This window comes from Streptomyces dengpaensis (genome assembly GCF_002946835.1).
GTDB lineage: Bacteria > Actinomycetota > Actinomycetes > Streptomycetales > Streptomycetaceae > Streptomyces > Streptomyces dengpaensis.
Genome location: NZ_CP026652.1, coordinates 7,455,665 through 7,473,667, shown reverse-complemented (window position 1 = coordinate 7,473,667; position 18,003 = coordinate 7,455,665). Strand labels below are relative to the sequence as shown.

Annotated in this window: 16 protein-coding genes and 1 riboswitch; of the genes, 7 read left to right on the top strand and 9 right to left on the bottom strand. The window is 70.7% G+C overall.

Features of this window, described 5'->3' with window-relative positions; all coding sequences use genetic code 11:
• Window positions 1-14: 14 nt before the first annotated feature.
• Complete coding sequence (locus tag C4B68_RS34780; protein ID WP_373682265.1) at window positions 15-734, top strand: pyridoxamine 5'-phosphate oxidase family protein; 720 nt, start codon at window positions 15-17, stop codon at window positions 732-734.
• Between the two features lie 78 nt (window positions 735-812).
• On the opposite strand, the gene C4B68_RS34775 is transcribed toward C4B68_RS34780, so the two are convergent.
• From C4B68_RS34775 to C4B68_RS34765, 3 genes are all read right to left on the bottom strand, one after another.
• Window positions 813-1,802 carry a DMT family transporter gene (locus C4B68_RS34775; protein WP_099505517.1) on the bottom strand — a complete coding sequence of 330 codons (990 nt, stop codon included), beginning with the start codon at window positions 1,800-1,802 and terminating at the stop codon, window positions 813-815.
• A 204-nt stretch (window positions 1,803-2,006) separates the two neighbouring features.
• Window positions 2,007-3,047 (bottom strand): EamA family transporter, encoded by a 1,041-nt coding sequence (locus C4B68_RS34770; protein ID WP_099505516.1) that lies wholly within the window; start codon window positions 3,045-3,047, stop codon window positions 2,007-2,009.
• 286 nt (window positions 3,048-3,333) lie between these two features.
• Window positions 3,334-3,879, bottom strand: a complete 546-nt coding sequence (locus C4B68_RS34765; RefSeq protein WP_240634565.1) for a Clp protease N-terminal domain-containing protein — start codon at window positions 3,877-3,879, stop codon at window positions 3,334-3,336.
• A 196-nt stretch (window positions 3,880-4,075) separates the two neighbouring features.
• Here C4B68_RS34765 and C4B68_RS41490 point away from each other — a divergent pair, with 196 nt between their 5' ends.
• Window positions 4,076-4,264 (top strand): hypothetical protein, encoded by a 189-nt coding sequence (locus tag C4B68_RS41490; RefSeq protein WP_143674460.1) that lies wholly within the window; start codon window positions 4,076-4,078, stop codon window positions 4,262-4,264.
• Between the two features lie 196 nt (window positions 4,265-4,460).
• A complete protein-coding gene (locus C4B68_RS34760; protein ID WP_099505513.1) occupies window positions 4,461-4,889 on the top strand; it encodes a type II toxin-antitoxin system Rv0910 family toxin in 429 nt (142 codons plus the stop codon).
• An 81-nt stretch (window positions 4,890-4,970) separates the two neighbouring features.
• Here the strand turns inward: C4B68_RS34760 and C4B68_RS34755 are convergent, their stop codons facing one another.
• Window positions 4,971-5,615: a PadR family transcriptional regulator gene (locus C4B68_RS34755; RefSeq protein ID WP_099505564.1), complete on the bottom strand. Its 645-nt coding sequence runs from the start codon at window positions 5,613-5,615 to the stop codon at window positions 4,971-4,973.
• A 278-nt stretch (window positions 5,616-5,893) separates the two neighbouring features.
• Between C4B68_RS34755 and C4B68_RS34745 the strand changes: the two genes are divergently transcribed.
• Entirely contained in the window at window positions 5,894-6,703 is an 810-nt protein-coding gene (locus tag C4B68_RS34745; protein ID WP_099505512.1) for a PhzF family phenazine biosynthesis protein, read from the top strand.
• A gap of 98 nt (window positions 6,704-6,801) precedes the next feature.
• Here C4B68_RS34745 and C4B68_RS34740 read toward each other — a convergent pair whose 3' ends face one another.
• Complete coding sequence (locus tag C4B68_RS34740; protein WP_099505563.1) at window positions 6,802-7,602, bottom strand: CPBP family intramembrane glutamic endopeptidase; 801 nt, start codon at window positions 7,600-7,602, stop codon at window positions 6,802-6,804.
• A 393-nt stretch (window positions 7,603-7,995) separates the two neighbouring features.
• The gene (locus C4B68_RS34735) at window positions 7,996-9,519 is read right to left on the bottom strand and encodes a glutamate-cysteine ligase family protein (RefSeq protein WP_099505511.1); all 1,524 of its coding nucleotides are present in this window, start codon (window positions 9,517-9,519) and stop codon (window positions 7,996-7,998) included.
• 537 nt (window positions 9,520-10,056) lie between these two features.
• Between C4B68_RS34735 and C4B68_RS34730 the strand changes: the two genes are divergently transcribed.
• Both C4B68_RS34730 and C4B68_RS34725 read left to right on the top strand, forming a co-directional pair.
• Complete coding sequence (locus C4B68_RS34730; RefSeq protein WP_099505510.1) at window positions 10,057-10,653, top strand: hypothetical protein; 597 nt, start codon at window positions 10,057-10,059, stop codon at window positions 10,651-10,653.
• A gap of 387 nt (window positions 10,654-11,040) precedes the next feature.
• The gene (locus tag C4B68_RS34725; protein WP_099505509.1) at window positions 11,041-11,247 is read left to right on the top strand and encodes a DUF5999 family protein; all 207 of its coding nucleotides are present in this window, start codon (window positions 11,041-11,043) and stop codon (window positions 11,245-11,247) included.
• 226 nt (window positions 11,248-11,473) lie between these two features.
• On the opposite strand, the gene gcvP is transcribed toward C4B68_RS34725, so the two are convergent.
• Window positions 11,474-14,359, bottom strand: a complete 2,886-nt coding sequence (gene gcvP, locus C4B68_RS34720) for an aminomethyl-transferring glycine dehydrogenase (RefSeq protein WP_099505508.1) — start codon at window positions 14,357-14,359, stop codon at window positions 11,474-11,476.
• A gap of 177 nt (window positions 14,360-14,536) precedes the next feature.
• Window positions 14,537-14,632: riboswitch (glycine riboswitch) on the bottom strand.
• 114 nt (window positions 14,633-14,746) lie between these two features.
• Here gcvP and C4B68_RS34715 point away from each other — a divergent pair.
• Window positions 14,747-15,118 (top strand): PRC-barrel domain-containing protein, encoded by a 372-nt coding sequence (locus C4B68_RS34715; RefSeq protein ID WP_180289364.1) that lies wholly within the window; start codon window positions 14,747-14,749, stop codon window positions 15,116-15,118.
• A gap of 116 nt (window positions 15,119-15,234) precedes the next feature.
• Here C4B68_RS34715 and C4B68_RS34710 read toward each other — a convergent pair whose 3' ends face one another.
• Window positions 15,235-16,632: a DNA polymerase IV gene (locus C4B68_RS34710; protein ID WP_099505506.1), complete on the bottom strand. Its 1,398-nt coding sequence runs from the start codon at window positions 16,630-16,632 to the stop codon at window positions 15,235-15,237.
• Between the two features lie 513 nt (window positions 16,633-17,145).
• Entirely contained in the window at window positions 17,146-17,781 is a 636-nt protein-coding gene (locus C4B68_RS34705) for a MerR family transcriptional regulator (RefSeq protein WP_099505505.1), read from the bottom strand.
• Window positions 17,782-18,003 lie beyond the last annotated feature (222 nt).

Here is an 18,003-nt window from a genome sequence, read left to right as displayed (position 1 = left end):
CAATGGAGGGCGCAATGCGGGAGATGACGCAGGAGACGAGCACCGGGAGCATCCGTCCCGAGACCACGACGCGGCCCGCTGCCTACGCCCCGACCGACCGCACCGTCCCCACCCGCGACAAGGAACGCGCCGCATACGACCGCGAGTTGGTGCACGCGATGCTCGACGAGGGGTGCGTCTGCCACCTCGGTTTCGTCCGCGACGGCGCCCCGGTGGTGCTGCCCACGCTGTACGGACGCGTCGGCGAGCGCCTCTACGTACACGGTTCGACGGGCTCGCGCCCGCTGCGGATGACGGGCCAGGCCGACCCCGGACTGCCGGTCTGCCTGACCGTGACCCATGTCGACGGCCTGGTGCTGGCCCGCTCGGCCTTCCACCACTCGATCAACTACCGCTCCGTGGTAGTGCACGGCATCGCCCACCAGGTCACGGACCCGGACGAGAAGCGTGAGGCGCTGGACGCGCTGGTCGACCACGTCGTCCCCGGCCGCTCGTACGACTCGCGCCCCGCCAACGCCAAGGAACTCGCCGCCACGGCCGTGATCCGCCTCGACCTGGACGAGGTCTCCGCGAAGCTGCGCACCGGCGGCCCGAGCGACGAGCCCGAGGACCTCTCACTCCCGCACTGGACCGGAGTCCTCCCGCTGACCAAGGGGTACGGAGCCCCGATCCCCGCCGACGACCTGGCCCCCGGCATCGAGCTCCCCGACTACCTGGCGACCCTGAATTTCTAGCCCGTCCGGCCTTTGAGGACGAGCGCGTGGGTTCAGGGGCGCAGGCCACAGTGTGCCCGCGCCCCCGAACCCCCCGCCTCAGACAAGCACCGTTTCCTCCTCAGGTGCCGCGCGCCCGCCGGCGCCCGCGCCACGCGTTTCCGCCACCGCGAGCCCGGCGACCGAGCCCAGCATCAGCAAGGTGCCCACGAGCGTCGCCACGGTCAGTCGTTCACCGAGCAGCCAGACGGCCAGGACAGCCGCGCTCACCGGCTCAAGGAGCATGATCACGGAGACGGTCGCGGAACGGACGACGGCGGCACCCGCGAAGAACAGGGCGTAGGCCAGAGCCGTGGGGATGGCGGCGATGTACGCCAACAGGGCCAGGACGTGCATCGGTTGAGCGGCATGCGGGACCAGGCCCTCGGCCAGCCCGAGCGGCAGGAGGCAGACGGTGGTGACGGCGAACGTCCACGCCGTCGTGCCGGACCCGTCGGCTCGGCCGTCGCGTCCCCACCACCGGGTGAGCAGCGTCATCGTGGAGTACCCGGCCGCGGACACGACCGCGAGCACGACACCCCAGGGACGCACGGCCGCGTCCCCGCTGCCCAGCATCAGCACCCCGAGCCCGGCGAGCGCCCCGGCGACGGCGGTGGCTCCACCGCGCCCGAGCCGCTCCCTCATGGTCAGCCGCGCGCCGAGCGCGATGAGCACGGGCCCCGCACCCAGGGTGACGACGGTCGCCACCGCGAGGCCGGTCGCCTCGACGGCGGCGAAGTAGGCGGTCTGGAAGACGGCGAGCCCGAAGCCCGTGACGCCGATCCGCAGGGCCTTGCGGCCGAGCGGTTCACGGACGGCGGGGCGCTGTTCACTGACGGCGGGCGCGACCCGTCGGCCCCGCAGGAGGCGTACGGCGAGCAGCAGCACGAGTCCGCCCGCGCAGCGCCAGAAGGAGAGGGCGATCGGCCCCATGTCACTGGCCCGGTAGACCAGTGAGGCGGCCGCACCCGCGGTGCCCCAGGCGGCACCGGCGACGATCAGATAGAGGAGGCCTCGCCCGATGGGCAGGCCGGAAGCAGCGTTCGACACGTGTTCTCTCCGCAGATACGCAGAAGTTCAGGAAGGGACCGCGTCGCAGCCCGTGCCGCGGGGGCAGGGGCGTACGGAAAGGTCCTCGGACTTCTTCTGCGGGCAGCACCGTTCCGCCCGGCGTGGGGCCGGGCGTGGATTCCGGAGGGCCCGCCTCAGGCGGCCGGAGGCGGAAGAACGAGCGTCGAAGGCATGATCAGCACCCTAAGCGGAAATCCTGTGCGCCGACAACTCCCCTTCGACGCCGCCCCCACCGACATCACTCCCGGCGACGTCGCTGCCACCGCCGCCGACCGGTCCGTCCCAGGGCTTCGCGGGAGCCGACGACTGCGCGATGAACGCGCCGAGCAGCACCACCGCACCGCCGACGATCTGCGGTACTGAGAGGTGCTCGCCGAGCAGCACCCAGGCGAGGACGGTCGCGATCACCGCTTCGAGACAGGCCACGACGCCCGCGACCTGCGGGGAAAGCCGGCGCACGGAGACCACTCCGGTGACGTACGCGACGACGGTCGCGATCAGCACGATCCAGCCGAGGAGCAGCGCGGCGAGCACGGACGTCCCGTTCATGTCCGCGCTGCCCCCGAGCACGGACCAGTCCATGGTCCAGGGGCGGGCGATGACGGTCAGCACGAGGGCGCCGACGAGCAGCCCGTAGGCGATGACGCCGAGCGGGTTCGGCGCCTCGCGGCCCGCGTCGCCGCCCTGGTCGGACAGGACGAAGTAGCCGACCTGGCAGCAGGCCGCGCCCAGCGCGAGCAGCAGTCCGACGGTGTCGAAGCTCAGCCCCGACCAGACCTCGACCACACAGGCGAGCCCGCCGACCGCGAGGACGACCCCGAGGGCGGCGGCCCGCGTCACGGGCCGGCGCTGCACGAAGCGCACCCAGCCGAGCACGAGCGCGGGCGCGAGGTACTCGACGAGCAGGGCGACGCCGACGGGGATACGGGAGATCGCGGCGAAGTAGAAGGCCTGGACACCGGCCACGCCGAGCAGTCCGAACCCGGCGAGCAGCGCGGGGCGCTCCCGCAGCAGCGCCCGATGGCGTACGGCCAGCGGCAGCATCACCAGCGCGGCGCCCGCAACCCGCAACCACACCACGTGGAGCGGGTCGAGACCCGCCTCGATCAGCGGCTTGGCCGCGACACCCGATCCACCGAACGCGACCGCCGACACGAGCGCGAGGCCCAGGCCGACGCCCCTTCCGCGATTGCCCTGACTGCCCTCAGACGTATGCACCGGCACATGATGACAGGCGATGACATGAGCGTCATCCCCAGTGACACCTGTCTCAACGACTGGACGCAGACGCACCGACGCGACCGGTCGACAGCGGGCGACGCGGTAGGCGCCAAGAGCCGATGCGGCAGCCGGACAACAGCTGGGCGATGCGAAACCGGCGAAGGGTTTGGCCGACCGGGCGGCCGGGCTTGAGTACACCTGGACTCGACGACCGAGCGACGGAAGCGGAATTCCAGTCCCGGCTCGGCTTCACCACCCAACTCGCCCACCGCACGGCGAGTTCAGCGCCTCAGCAGCCCCCGTCACCCCGACCGGCGTACTCCTCGGCCCCCGGCTCGATCCGCCCCAGCAGCACCCGGGCATCGACTCCCGCGCGGCCCAGGACCTCGACGGCCCGCGACTGGGGATCGGCGATGGCCGCCGCGAGCAGATCGAGACCGCGGGCCTGCTCGTCGCCGCGCAGTGCGGCCCGCTCGTACGCCTCCTCCATGGCACCCGCCGCCACCGGGGACCAGCCCGCCTCGGTCACCACCGGCACGGCACCGGAGTTCTCGACGGTGCTCTGCCAGCGCAGCCCGTAGCCGATGCTGCGCTGCACGAGGTAGCCGAGCAGCCGGGCGATCTGCGGCCCGCCGTCGAAAACAGCGCGTACCCCGGGGTCGGACTCCAGCAGCGAGTGCAGCAGATGGGCCGTGTCGATCTGCCGGTCCCCGTCCCGCAGCGCCCGTCTGCGCGCGCCGGAGACCGCCGAGGCCAGCTCGGCACTGAGCCCGGCCTCGAGTTCCCTACGGTTCGGGCCGCTCTCGGCGGACTGCTGGGGAATACGGGATGACACAACCCCTACCCCATCAGTCTCTTCGAGTCGGGGCATCCCCGGCTGGCAGCATTTTCGCGTCCCACACAGGGAGGGCAACCGGGAGCACCTTCTCCTCCTTGCGGATGACTTCTCACCGATTTCCCCCCGGAGCGCGCGCCGCCTTGCCCCGCGCCCCTCACGCAACCGCCACGCTCGACCGCTCGTCCCTCGGAACATGGAGAGCAGGTGCTGGCTGGTGGCCCTGCCGGCGATCGACGGCAGGCAGTACGTGTACCGGGTGTACGCCCCCGAGGACGCCCTGCTCGCCGACCTGTTCTGGGAGGCGTGGCACTGCCACGACGAGGGTCCCCACCCGCGGGCATGGGACCTGTTCGACGCGGCGGTGATACGACGGGCGGGCTGAACCCGGCGACCGGCCCAGCGCCGGCAACCGGTCCCTCCCTGCGACCGGCCCAAGGCAGACAACCGGCGCCTCCCAGTGACCAGCTCCTCCCGCCACCCCTCCCCTCCACAATTCCTGACGGTTCATCAGTATTGAATGTTTCAGGCCCCGCGGCTACGTTCCGCGACACCGTAGCCCGACACGAAGAGGTGGTCGCATGGCCGAAGTCAGCGCGGAAGCTCGTATCGAGGCGCCCGCCGAGAAGATCTGGGCCCAGCTCACGGACTGGTCCGCGTACGGCGAGTGGAACGCGACCCACACCGGCTTCCCGAAGGGCGGCCCCGAAACCCTCGAAGTGGGCGGCACCTTCGAGGAGAACATGAAGCTCATGGGTTTCCCGGCCGAGGTGAGCTGGACCATCGAGCAGCTGGAGCCCGCCCGTACCCTGGCCATCCGCGGCAAGGGCCCGATGGCGGTGAGCGTCGCGACGCGCTACACACTGACGCCGGATGGCGACGCCACGACGGTACGGATCGACGGGGAGTTCACCGGCGCGGCCGTCTCGCTCATGGCGGGCAAGCTCAAGGACTCGGGGACGGCCGCCCTCAACGAGTCACTGCGCAAGCTGGCCGGACTGGTGACCTGAGCCCCGCGCGCCGCTCCCGCACGCGGAACGGCGCCCCGCGGAACGCTTCCGCGGGGCGCCGTCAGCTACCACAGCGCACCTTCAGTCTTCCTCGGCGAGGATCAGGTACAGCTTCTTCCGGGCTTCGTTGATGACCGCCACCGCCTTGTCGCGCTGGTCCTTGCTGCCGGTCTTCCAGACCTGGCCGAAGGCCTCCATGAGGCCGAAGCCGGCCTGCCGGATCTCGTGCAGCGTCTCCCAGTCGAGCCCGCGCCCGGCCTCTTCCCACGGCGCGTTGGGACCCTCGTCCGCCGCGCTGCGGCCGGACTCGGTGAGCGAGAACAGCTTCTTGCCGCCCTCCGCCTCGCTGGTGATCAGGCCCTCGTCCTCCAGCAGCTGAAGGGTCGGGTACACCGAACCCGGACTGGGCTTCCACGCCCCGCCGCTGCGCTCGGCGATCTCCTGGATCATCTCGTAACCATGCATGGACCGGTCCTTGAGCAGGGCCAGGATCGACGCGCGTACGTCGCCGCGCCGCGCCCTCCCCCGGTGCCCGCCCCGGCCGCCGCGCCCACCCCAGGGGCCCGGGCCGAAGCCGGGAACACCGAAGCCGGGACCACCCGGCCCGAAGGGCCCGAAAGCCCCACGCCGCCCCTCGAAGCCGCCCCGATCACGAGGACCGGGGCCGCCGTGGTGTCCATGTCCGTGTTCGTGCTCGTATCCGAAGTCTTGTCCACGGGAACGCATCGCCATCACTCCATTCCATCGTTGATCGGTCGCGATGCGTCAACGATATATCGGAAGCGCCTGCCCGACAACCCCCTCGGGGCCAGGCACGAGAGGCGCGGCCGCGGCCGCCTAGGGGGAAGGGCCAGGGCAAGTGACGTAACAAGACGCGTGTCGTGCCGTGTGGCACGCCACCCGATCCCGGTCCGCACCCCGGCCCCGAACCCGGTCCGGATCCAGGTCCAGATCGCGCGAATTGGCCTTGGCCCGCGACTACGCGAGGCCGTTAGCGTCATGCCATGCGGATTCGAATCGTCGACGCCTTCACCGACCGCCCCTTCGCCGGCAACCCGGCCGGGGTCCTCCTCCTCGACGCCTTCCCGGACGACGCCTGGCTCCAGCGCGTGGCCGTCGAGGTCAACCACGCCGAGACGGCGTTCGCCCACCGCCTTCCCGAGGGCGGCGAGGCCGACTGGGCGCTGCGCTGGTTCACTCCCGCCACCGAGGTCGCGATGTGCGGCCACGCGACGCTGGCCACCGCGCACGTCCTGCACACCACGGGCGCCCACGCGGGGCCCGTACGGTTCGCCACGCTCAGCGGCGTCCTCATCGCCGCGCCGCACGAGGACGGTTCGATCACGCTGGACTTCCCGACCGCGCGGCTCACCCCGGTCGAGGTCCCGGACGGCGTGGCCGAGGCACTGGGCGCCGAGCCGCTCACCGCCTTCGACGCCGGTCCGAACATCGGCGACCTGGTGATCGAAGTCGCCGACGAGAAGACGGTCCTGGGCCTCGCCCCGGACCACAAAGCGCTGGCGCGGTACTCCGAGCGCGGCATCATCGCGACCGCCCGCGCCGAAGACCCCTCCCGGGGCTACGACTTCGTCTCCCGCTGTTTCTTCCCGAACGTCGGCATCGACGAGGACCCGGTCACCGGAAGCGCCCACACGGCCCTCGCCCCCTACTGGTCCGAACGCCTCGGCCGTCCCGACCTCACCGGCCTGCAGGCTTCCCCGCGCTCCGGCCTCGTCCGCACCGAACTGCGCGGCGACCGCACCCTCCTCACGGGCCGCGCGGTCACGGTCATCGAGGGCGAGCTGTTCGCGTAAGGGCACCTTCCGAGCAACGGCACAAAAGGGGCGTACGACATCGCCGTACGCCCCTTCAGAACCCGTCCACGCCGATCACACAGAACCCGCCCCACCGCTCACGCCGTCGGCAGCCACCCCACCTTCCCGGCCAGCAGCGCGTACCCCACGAACGCCCCGATGTCGAGCAGCGAGTGCGCCACCACGAGCGGCCCGACCCGCCCCCAACGCCGGTACAGGAAGACGAAGACCACGCCCATCACCAGGTTGCCGACGAACCCGCCGATGCCCTGGTAGAGGTGGTACGAGCCGCGCAGCACCGAGCTCGCCATCAGGGCCGCACCCGGCGTCCAGCCCAACTGGCCGAGCCGGCGCAGCAGATACCCGACGACGATGACCTCCTCCAGTACGGCGTTCTGCATGGCCGACAGGATCAGCACCGGGAACTTCCACCACACGTCGGGCAACGCCTCCGGCACCACGGTGAGGTTGAAGCCGAACCCCCGGGCCGCCAGATAGAAGGCGATACCCGTGCTGCCGATCACCGCCGCGATCACGGCTCCGCGCCCGAGGTCCGACCACGGCCGCGTACGGTCGAAACCGATCACGCGCAGCCCCTGGCCCTCCCGCAACAGGAAGTGCGCGACGAGCAGGACCGGCACCAGAGCCGACGCGATCCCGAACAACTGCCAGGCCAGATCGAGCCAGGGGCGCCCCGGCGCCGCCGAGGCGTTGAGGGTGGCCGCCTGGTCCTTGAGACCACCGGGTTTGGTGACCGATCCGACAAAACTGATCAGCGCGGACACCCCACTCGCACCGAGCGAGAGCCCGAGGACGAGCAGCGTCTCATCCCGGAGAATCCGTCGTGTCAGCCGCTCCTTCGGACCTGCGTCGGCCATCGACCCCGCCTCCACCTGCACTCCCGCCTGCAGTTGAGTCATCCCGCCTCATCCCCATCTTCGCCCCGCCAGGGTCTCGAAAGACGTCACGAAGATCGTGCGCGACAGGCCGTTGAGGGACGGGCGCCGCACGGGGCGCACCTCCCCTTTTGTCTGCCTTACGGCTGTCTCACGGCTCGAGACTCACCAGGGAGCGGCACCGCCGTCATGGGACGTCACAGCTTGCCCGACGAACACTGGGCGGGCGCAGCCGCCCCCCGGACCCACGCGCGCCGCCGCAAGGTGACCGCCGCGACGGCGCGCGTTCTCACCGTCGCGGCGGGTACGCGGCCGCGGTCCGCGGTGACCTGCTCTCCTTCGGTGCCTCCTGCCAGGTCGGCCCGGACGCCGACCTAGAGGAGGCCGAGCAGATCGTCAGGGCGACCCGAGGGGAACCGGCTCCGGCAGCCCCACCGGCCATGTGTGCACCGGCTCCCCGAGATGCATCAGTTCGCCGTACCGCCTGGTTGTCGCGGCCAGCGCGGCGTCCCGTCCGAGCCCCTTCTCCAGGGCCCGGTGGAAGGTGGTCGCCTGCCACCCCGCTCCGTTGGTGCGCAGCCGGCAGCGGTCGTCGATCACGCCCAGGTAAAGGTCCCGGTCGGCGGGCTCGACCCCCCACGCGTCCAGCCCGGCGGCGGCGAGCGGCAGCAGCTCGTCGCGGACCAGGTTCACGGCGTCGACCCGCGTGGTCCCGCCGTGCCGGCCGCGCCGCGGCCACTCCAGGCGCGCGTCGATGCCATGGCGGCAGGCGGCGTCGAAGTTGGCGGCGGCGGCCTCGAACGGCAGCCGCGTCCATACGGGCCGCGCGTCCTCGGCGAGCGCGCGGACGAGCCCGTAGTAGAAGGCCGCGTTGGCGATGACATCGGTGACGGTGGGCCCCGCGGGCAGCACGCGGTTCTCGACGCGCAGATGGGGGACGCCGTCGGCGATGCCGTACACGGGCCGGTTCCAGCGGTACACCGTGCCGTTGTGCAGCACGAGTTCGGCGAGCTTGGGGACGCCTCCCTGGTCGAGGACACCCAGCGGATCCTCGTCGTCGCAGATGGGCAGCAGGGGCGGGAAGAAGCGCAGGTTCTCCTCGAAGAGGTCGTACGCCGACGAGATCCACCGCTCGCCGAACCAGGTGCGCGGCCGGACCCCCTGCGCCTGCAGCTCGGGCGGCCGGGTGTCGATGGACTGCTGGAACAGCGGGGCCCGCGACTCACGCCACAGCTCATGTCCGAACAGGAACGGCGAGTTGGCGCCCACCGCGACCTGCGCGGCCGCGACCGCCTGTGCCGCGTTCCACACGTCCGCGAACCGCCCCGGGGTGACCTGGAGGTGCAACTGCACGGAGGTGCAGGCGGCTTCGAGCGCGATGGACTGCGACGTACAGACGAGGCGCTCCACGCCGTCGATGTCCAGCGCGAAATCCTCACCGCGAGCGGCGACGATCTGGTCGTTGAGCAGGGTGTAGCGGTCGACGTCCGAGAGGTTCGAGGAAACCAGGTCGTCCTGGCCGAGCGTCGGCAGAATGCCGATCATCATGATTCCGGCGTCGACTTCGCTCGCTTTCCGATGGGCATACCCGAGTGAGGTACGCAGCTCCTCTGCGAGTCGGTCGAATACCCGGCCGCCCAGCCGATGGGGGGCTATGTTGACTTCTAGGTTGAACATGGCGAGTTCTGTTTGGAAATCGCGGCTCGCAATCCGTTCGAGTACTTGCGCATTCATCATTCGTGGCATGCCGTCGGGCCCTGCGAGATTCAGCTCGATCTCCAGACCCATGAGATTCTTGGGGCGGTCGAACCGCTTCTCCTCCAGCAGCCGCTCCAGCCCCGTCAGACACCGCCGGAGCTTGCCGCGGTAGCGCTGGCGATCGGACAGGTCGAACGGCCCCGCCACGACCTTCTCCCCCATCGAAGCGTCCTTCCTCGGAGGGGCAGGCCGATCCTCCGGCCCCTGGTGTCCCGGGTCACGGGGGATGATGCCCCGGCAACGCGATCGATAACGCCCCGGACAAGCCATCCGCCCGCTACGCTGGATCGGGGCCACGGGCACATTCACCGGGCAAGCGGCAATACGCACGTTCCCCGTCGACACGATCTCGTGAAAAACGCCGACGAGAATCGGCCGACCGCTCCGGCGAAGAATTTCGAGGTCATCGCGGCGTGTCCCCGCCGAAGAGGGATGAACTTCGCGTTTCACCGACCGAATACCGCCTTGTTCTTCATATCCAGGAACGCTAGACGAAACACCGTCTGAACCCGTCTCGTATAAACTGCGCAAACGAGGCAGAGAGTCGGCGCGCGCGGTCCTCGGTCCTGTCGTCAAGGTGACTTACGGCAGGCAGCATCCAGACGAAAGATCACGGCCCCCTCGCCCCTCTGACCCCGAGAGCTGACAACGCCGTCCGCCCTCGCGCCACCGTGCCTGTCGAATGAGAGGCGACCCACCATGCCGCTGCATGTCCCCCCGGCTCCCGCGCCCGCCCTGCGTACCGTCCTCACGGCACTCGGTTCCCCCACCGCTGTCCGCGAGGCGCGCACCCCGTCCCTGCGCATGGCCCAGGGACCCGTCACACCCGAACTCCCGCTGCCCGTACACGTCCTGGACCGGATCACCCCCGCGGGCGCGTCTGCCACCCGGCTCGCCGGCTGGCGCTTCCTGATCCGCTGCGGCGAACGCGCGGTGGCCGCGGCCGACACCATGCTGACCCCCGACGGCTGGGCCTTCTCGCGCTTCTTCGAAGGCCCGTACATCACCGCCACCGAACACGCCCTGCGCCAAGCCGAAACGATGCAGCAGTCGTATCAGGCCCGCCTGTTGTCCGTGCCCGAGCTGTACATGCTCACACTCTGGCTGCACGGCGACTGCGCCGCGGACGGCGCCACCGGCCACCCCGTCGCCACCGACCTCCTGGTCCCGCTGGCACCCGCCCCGCCCGGCATCGCCGCCCACCGTCCGCACCGCGTCGCCGAATTGCTGCCGGTGCTCACCCATCGGGTCACGCCCGCTCCCACGCCCGCCCCGCTGATGAGCTCCCCCGCGTAAGCGAGACCATCCGTGCCCCACGGCCGCGCTCTCGGCCGCGGGGCACGTCGCTGTCGGAGCCCGATGCCGGAGCCGTAGAGCTGTCTGCTCGTTAGGGCCACACCCCGCTCGTACGAGGAAAAACGCGCTCTCGCCCCGACCGGACTAGCCCCATTCGGCCATCGCGAACCACCCGAAGAGACAGTGGAGTTGAGATGAACCGTCCGCTCGGGTGATGCGTCATCAACCTGTGAGAAGCGGTGCCGCGAAATCCCTGCGGATTGACGCCCGTAGGGCAACACTGGGACCCAGACCACACACCAACGGGGGGCGGCCATGAACACATCGAGCCGCGGGACAGACGCCACATCCACCACTCACATCTCAACCCAGCGAAAGATCCCATCCATGTGCCAGCACCAGCCGCCGTGTCCGTCAGCCGAATCAGCCGACCGGGAGTCCGCCCGCCTCATGGCGCACCACCCGGAGCAGGGATGGAGCCTGCTGTGCAACGGCGTTCTGCTCTTCGAGGACACCGGTGAGCTCCTGCCGGACGGCCAGATCATCGCCCCGCACCGCCCGTTGGGCAGCGGACATGTGATGACGGCCGCCTGAGCCGCACGACCACCAAAGGCATCTGCCCCGACAGAACCAAAGGCATCTGCCCCGACAGAACCAAAGGCATCTGCCCCGACAGAACCGAGGGCATCTGCCCGGACGAGCACCAAGGGCATCTGCCCGGACAGAACGAGGGGCCGGCCGGAGACACATCCTCCGAACCGGCCCCGACGCGTGCCCGAGGGCGATTACTCCCCGTAGGCGTCCACGTCCCGAGCGCTGATCAGTCCCCGTAAGCGTCCAGCGGCGGGCAGGAGCAGACCAGGTTCCGGTCACCGAAGGCCTGGTCGATGCGGCGCACCGGCGGCCAGTACTTGTCGGCGGCGGAGACCCCGGCCGGGAAGACGGCCTCCTCGCGCGCGTACCCGTGCTTCCACTCCCCGCCGAGCGCGGCGGCGGTGTGCGGCGCGTTCCGCAGCGGGTTGTCGTCCGCCGCCCACTCGCCCGAGCCGACCTTCTCGATCTCCGCGCGGATCGCGATCATCGCCTCGCAGAACCGGTCGAGTTCGGTCAGGTCCTCGGACTCGGTCGGCTCGATCATCAGCGTCCCGGCCACCGGGAACGACATCGTCGGCGCGTGGAAGCCGTAGTCGATCAGGCGCTTGGCGATGTCGTCGACCGTCACGCCGGTCGCCTTGGTCAGCGGGCGCAGGTCGATGATGCACTCATGCGCGACGAGCCCGCCCGGACCGGTGTAGAGCACCGGGTAGTGCGGCTCCAGGCGCTTGGCGATGTAGTTGGCGGAGAGCACCGCCACCTGCGTGGCCCGCTTGAGGCCCTCGCCGCCCATGAGGCGGACGTACGCCCACGAGATCGGCAGGATGCCCGCGGAGCCCCACGGAGCGGCCGAGATCGGGCCGACACCGGTCTCCGGACCGGCCGCGGGCTGCAGCGGGTGGTTCGGCAGGTACGGCGCCAGGTGCGCGCGCACACCGACCGGGCCGACACCCGGACCGCCACCGCCGTGCGGGATGCAGAAGGTCTTGTGCAGATTGAGGTGCGAGACGTCACCGCCGAAGTGGCCCGGTTTGGCGAGCCCCACCAGGGCGTTGAGGTTGGCGCCGTCGACATAGACCTGGCCGCCCGCCTCGTGCACCTGCGCGCAGATGTCGGCGACATGCTCCTCGAACACACCGTGCGTCGAGGGGTACGTGATCATCAGCACCGCCAGCTCGTCGCGGTACTGCTCGATCTTGGCGCGCAGGTCCTCGACGTCGATCTCGCCGTCGTCCGCCGTCTTCACGACGACGACCTTCATACCGGCCATCACGGCGCTCGCGGCGTTCGTGCCGTGCGCGGAGGACGGGATGAGGCAGACGGTGCGCTGCTCGTCGCCGTTGGCACGGTGGTAGCCGCGTACGGCCAGCAGACCGGCCAGCTCGCCCTGCGAACCGGCGTTGGGCTGCAGCGACACCTTGTCGTATCCGGTGACCTCGGCAAGCCGCTCCTCCAGTTCCTGGATGAGCGTGAGGTAGCCCTGCGCCTGCTCGGCGGGCGCGAAGGGGTGCAGCTGGCCGAACTCGGGCCAGGTGACCGGCTCCATCTCCGTGGTGGCGTTGAGCTTCATCGTGCAGGAGCCCAGCGGGATCATGCCGCGGTCCAGCGCGTAGTCGCGGTCGGAGAGCCTGCGCAGGTAGCGCAGCATGGCGGTCTCGGACCGGTGCTGGTGGAAGACCGGGTGCGTGAGGTAGTCGTCGGTGCGCAGCAGCGCGCCCGGCAGCGTGTCGGCCGCCGTCGCGTCCAGCGCCTCGACATCGCCCTCGACACCGAACGCGGACCACACGGCGCCCACTTGCCTGCGCGTGGTGGTCTCGTCGCAGGAGATCGACACGTGATCGGCGTCCATGAGGTGGACGTTGACACCCTGGTCGCGCGCCTCCGCGACGAGCTCGGCGGCGCGGCCCGGGACCCGTACGGTCAGCGTGTCGAAGTACGCGCCGTGCACGACCTCGACCCCGCCCGCCGTCAGACCCGCGGCGAGGATCGTGGCGTAGCGGTGGGTCCGGCGGGCGATGGTCCTCAGACCCTCGGGACCGTGGTAGACGGCGTACATGCCGGCCATCACGGCGAGCAGCACCTGCGCCGTACAGATGTTGCTCGTCGCCTTCTCGCGACGGATGTGCTGCTCACGCGTCTGCAGGGCGAGGCGGTACGCCTTGTGCCCGTCCGCGTCCACGGACACCCCGACCAGCCGGCCCGGCAGGCTGCGCGCGAACTTCTCGCGCACCGCCATGTATCCGGCGTGCGGCCCGCCGAAGCCCATCGGCACACCGAAGCGCTGCGTCGTACCGACCGCGATGTCGGCGCCGAGGTCTCCGGGCGAGGTGAGCAGGGTCAGGGCGAGCAGGTCGGCGGCGACGGTGACGACCGCACCGAGCTCGTGCGCCTGCTCGATGACCGGCTTGAGGTCGCGTACGGCACCGGAGGCGCCCGGGTACTGGATCAGTACGCCGTTGATCTCGCGCTCGGCGATCTCGGCCGGGATGCCCTCGCTGAGGTCGGCGACGACGACCTCGACGCCGGTCGGCTCGGCCCGGGTCTCGATGACGGCGACGGTCTGCGGCAGCGCGTCCGCGTCGACCAGGAACAGGCCCTTCTTGTTCTTGCCCATGCGCCGGGACAGCGCCATGGCCTCGGCGGCGGCCGTGCCCTCGTCGAGCAGCGAGGCGCCGGAGGTCGGCAGCCCGGTCAGCTCGGCGACCATGGTCTGGAAGTTGAGCAGCGCCTCGAGGCGGCCCTGCGAGATCTCCGGCTGGTAGGGGGTGTACGCGGTATACCAGGCCGGGTTCTCCATGACGTTGCGCAGGATCACCGGCGGCGTGAACGTGCCGTAGTAACCGAGGCCGATCATCGAGTCGAGCACCTGGTTGCGGTCCGCGAGGGAGCGCAGTTCGGCCAGGACCTCGGCCTCGGTGCGGGCGCCCGGCAGCTTCAGCGCCTCGGCGTTCTTGATGACGTCCGGCACCGCGGTGGCCGTCAGCTCGTCGAGCGAGCCGTACCCGACCTGCGCGAGCATCTTGGCCCGTGCCTCGGAGTCGGGCCCGATGTGGCGCTGCTCGAAGGGGATTCCCTGTTCGAGCTCGGAGAGCGGAATGCGATGGGCGGTCATTGCGGAGGCCTCCTGGTCTGACGCGACCTTCGAGGGGCACCCCGGCACGGGTACCCCGACGGCCTCCCCCTCTGTCATCTCAACCTGAGAGCTTCACCGGTCCGTTGGCTGACGACCGGTTTTCACCGTCGGTGAGGGCGGAAGCCGTCGAGCAACCGCCCTGCTTTCCAGAGTGACCTCGTCCGTGCGGTACGTGAGCCTGAGAGATTCCGGGGAGGATTTGCTCCTTCGGCGCCTCCGGTGAAGTCTGGAGGACTCTCCCGCACGGGGTCAGCAGCCGCCTGCCAGCCTACCAGCGAGGACTGGACCCGAGCCTTCGAGTGGCCGCCTTCCTCAATGTGCTCTTTTGTAGTGCTTACGGATGAGTTGCGACCAAGTGGAGGGCCCGTGCAGACCGACATCGATCCGCGCAACCTGATAGGCCGCAAGGCGTTCGACCGTCATGGCACCAAGATCGGCACGATCGACGAGGTCTACCTCGACGACGCGACCGGGGTCCCGGAGTGGGCGGCCATACGTACCGGCCTGTTCAGCAGGGACGCCTTCGTGCCCCTGGAGCCGAGCGAACTCGTCGAGGGCGCCCTGCGCATCCCCTTCGACCGTTCCCTGATCAAGGACGCCCCTGACTTCGGCGTCGGGCGCCACCTCTCCCCCGAGCAGGAACTCCAGCTCTACCACCACTACGGTCTCGACGTGACGCCCCCTCCGCCGCTGCCGGACCGCGATTTCGGCCACTTGGCGGGCACGGACGACGCCTGACGCGTGCCGCGTGGGGGGGGGCGGGGCCGTGACATTCCGAGACTCCGTCGCGCAGGCGCGAGCAACCACGAACGACCCACGGTGGCGGACCCGTCTCAGCTGCCACGGCGCAGGGCTCATGCCCTCTCAGGCACGCCGGCGGTCACACCCTCCGCACTCCCCGGTCTTCGTGGCACCAACGGCAACGGATCCGCCGGCTCCAACGCCGGGTCATCCGTACGGAATGTACGCACCCGCCCGGGCTCGGAGTAGGGCGTCTCGAACCGCACCGTGACCCGGCCGAGGCCGCTGCCCTGCACCCACCCGTGCCCGTACTCGGAGTGCCGCACGTCGTGCCCGGCAGGCCACCGCCGCTCGGCGGGCGGCACGTGCTCCACGACGGACTCCTCCGACACCTCCTCCGCCGCCGCGTGCTCCTGCGCCGCGGGCTCCGCGGCAGCGGCCCGCGCCTGTGCGAAGAGGTCCTCCTGCGTGTAGTCGGCCAGCCCCGAGACGCCGACCCCCAGCAGTCGTACGCCACCGGTCGTGTCCACCGCCTCCAGAAGCCGCGCGGCCGCCTCCCGTACGACCGCGGGGTCGTCCGTGGGCCCCCGCAGCGTCTCGGACCGGGTCAGCGTCGAGAAGTCGTACCTGCGCACCTTCAGGACGATGGTCCGCCCCGACAGCCCGGCCCCGCGCAGCCGGTGCACGCACCGGTCGGCGAGCCGCTGCACCTCCAGGCCGACCCGCACCCGGTCGTGGATGTCCACGTCGTACGTGTCCTCGACCGACACCGATTTGGCCTCCCGCTCGGCCACCACGGGACGGTCGTCGTGCGCCAGCGCCATCGCGTACAGCGCGTGCCCGTGGGCCTTCCCCAGCAGCCGTACGAGCTCGTCCTCGCCCGCCTCGGCGAGCTCCTCGACGGTGGTGATCCCGGCCCTCCGCAGATGGTCCCCGGTCGCGGGTCCCACGCCTGGCAACGTCCGCACCGACATCGGTCCCAGCAGGGCGCGCTCGGTCCCCGGCTGTATCAGCACCAGGCCGTCGGGCTTGGCCTGCTCCGAGGCGATCTTCGCGAGCATCTTGGAGGCGGCAAGCCCCACCGACCCCGTAAGGCCCGTGCCGGCCCGTATGTCCGCGCGCAGCTTCGCCCCGGTCAGCCGCGCCGAGCTCTCGTCCCAGGCCGCTCCCCCCGCCTCCAGATCCACGAAGGCCTCGTCCAGGCTCAGTGGCTCCACCAGCGGCGACAGGGCCCGCAGTAGCCCCATCACCTGCTCGCTGACCTCCCGGTAGAGCCCGAAGCGCGGCACGAGATACGCGGCGTTCGGCGCCAGCCGGCGTGCCTGGGCCATGGGCATCGCCGAGTGCACTCCGAAGACGCGTGCCTCGTACGACGCGGTGGCGACGACTCCGCGTGGTCCGAGCCCGCCCACGACGACGGCCTTCCCGCGCAGACTCGGCTTGGACGCCTGCTCCGCCGAGGCGAAGAAGGCATCCATGTCGAGATGCAGGATCGTGGGCGCGGTTCTCACATCTCCGATGCTGCCCTACGCCACTGACAATGCCGCGCCCACCGGCGCGCCAGCTGTCTTTCGGGCATCGGTGCTCGCGGGACAGCGTCCGTCGAACTCGCCAGGCGGCCGCGCGGTCCCGGGCCGTCAGCCTCTTCGACGGCGCCCTCGGCACCGGCACGGCCGCCGCCGGTCGGCGGGCCTACTCCGGGTCACTGGCCGCGCTGCACACGGTCGGTGCGGTGTTCCAGCGAAGGGCGCAGGCCGACGGCGCTGGCCCGGTCGGCCAGACACCTTCCGCCCGCCCGTCAGACACCCTCTGTCACATTCATCAGGCGACTTCCGCCCCGCCCGTCAGACCCGCCCCGTCGCACCGCCAGACCGCCTCAGTCGCGCCCGTCAGGCCGTCTGGGTGTACCCCTGAGACCGCGAGCCCCGCGCCCGTCAGACCGCCTGAGCCGTACCCCTCAGACCGCGAGCGCCGCGCGTCAGACCGCGAGCGCCGCGCCGGTCAAACCGCTTCCACCGCGCCCGTCAGACCGCGCGGTTGCGCCGCCGCGCCAGCTCGTCCGTCGGGTGTTGTCCCACGAGCGTCTCGCCCGTGTCCACACGCTCTCCGTGCAGCTGCGAGAGCGCGCTCTCGACGTCCCGCCACACCACCCCCACGGCGATCCCGAAGACCCCCTGGCCGCCCTGCAGCAGCGCGTGGACGTCGTCGGGCGACGTGCACTCGTAGACCGTCGCGCCGTCACTCATCAGCGTCATACGCTCCAGGTCCCGGAATCCGCGCTCCCTGAGGTGCTGGACCGTGGTGCGGATGTTCTGCAGCGACACCCCGGTGTCGAGGAACCGCTTGACGATCTTCAAGACCACAACGTCCCGGAAGCTGTACAGGCGCTGCGTCCCCGACCCGTACGCGGGCCGCACACTCGGCTCGACCAGACCGGTCCTCGCCCAGTAGTCCAGCTGCCGATAGGTGATGCCCGCGGCCGCGCACGCCGTGGGACCGCGATAGCCGATCTCTTCGGAAACCGCCCCACCCACGCCCGGCACCGCTGTCGGCCGCCGCGGAACGTGATCGGCCGCGCTGCCGTGAAGCGGGTACGGGCCGCTCTCCCCCAGACCGCGTCCGGGGGCACCCCCAGCCGTACCGTCGCCGCTGCTTCTCACGCCGACCTCCGTCCTTGACCTGCCCTCTCGACGGTAGGCAGTCACCAGGGGTGCGTCAACGATCGCCACACTCGGCACGCCGAGTGATAATCACCCTAGGAGTGGTTTCCCGTGCCCCACCGCGGGGAAAGGCTAGCCGAATGCTCTCGGGGCGGACCGCGCCACACCACACTGGCCGTGGGCAATTGCCAGGCCGAGCGCCCTGACACTGCAGGTCGTCCC

What these genes read in the sequence shown, in the direction of transcription:
- C4B68_RS34780 (WP_373682265.1), top strand. Translation starts at nt 15, where the DNA reads ATGCGGGAGATGACGCAGGAGACGAGCACCGGGAGCATCCGTCCCGAG.
- C4B68_RS34745 (WP_099505512.1), top strand. Translation starts at nt 5,894, where the DNA reads ATGCGGATTCGAATCGTCGACGCCTTCACCGACCGCCCCTTCGCCGGC.
- C4B68_RS34760 (WP_099505513.1), top strand. Translation starts at nt 4,461, where the DNA reads ATGGCCGAAGTCAGCGCGGAAGCTCGTATCGAGGCGCCCGCCGAGAAG.
- gcvP (WP_099505508.1), bottom strand. Translation starts at nt 14,359, where the DNA reads ATGACCGCCCATCGCATTCCGCTCTCCGAGCTCGAACAGGGAATCCCC.
- C4B68_RS34725 (WP_099505509.1), top strand. Translation starts at nt 11,041, where the DNA reads ATGTGCCAGCACCAGCCGCCGTGTCCGTCAGCCGAATCAGCCGACCGG.
- C4B68_RS41490 (WP_143674460.1), top strand. Translation starts at nt 4,076, where the DNA reads ATGGAGAGCAGGTGCTGGCTGGTGGCCCTGCCGGCGATCGACGGCAGG.
- C4B68_RS34735 (WP_099505511.1), bottom strand. Translation starts at nt 9,519, where the DNA reads ATGGGGGAGAAGGTCGTGGCGGGGCCGTTCGACCTGTCCGATCGCCAG.
- C4B68_RS34755 (WP_099505564.1), bottom strand. Translation starts at nt 5,615, where the DNA reads ATGCGTTCCCGTGGACAAGACTTCGGATACGAGCACGAACACGGACAT.
- C4B68_RS34730 (WP_099505510.1), top strand. Translation starts at nt 10,057, where the DNA reads ATGCCGCTGCATGTCCCCCCGGCTCCCGCGCCCGCCCTGCGTACCGTC.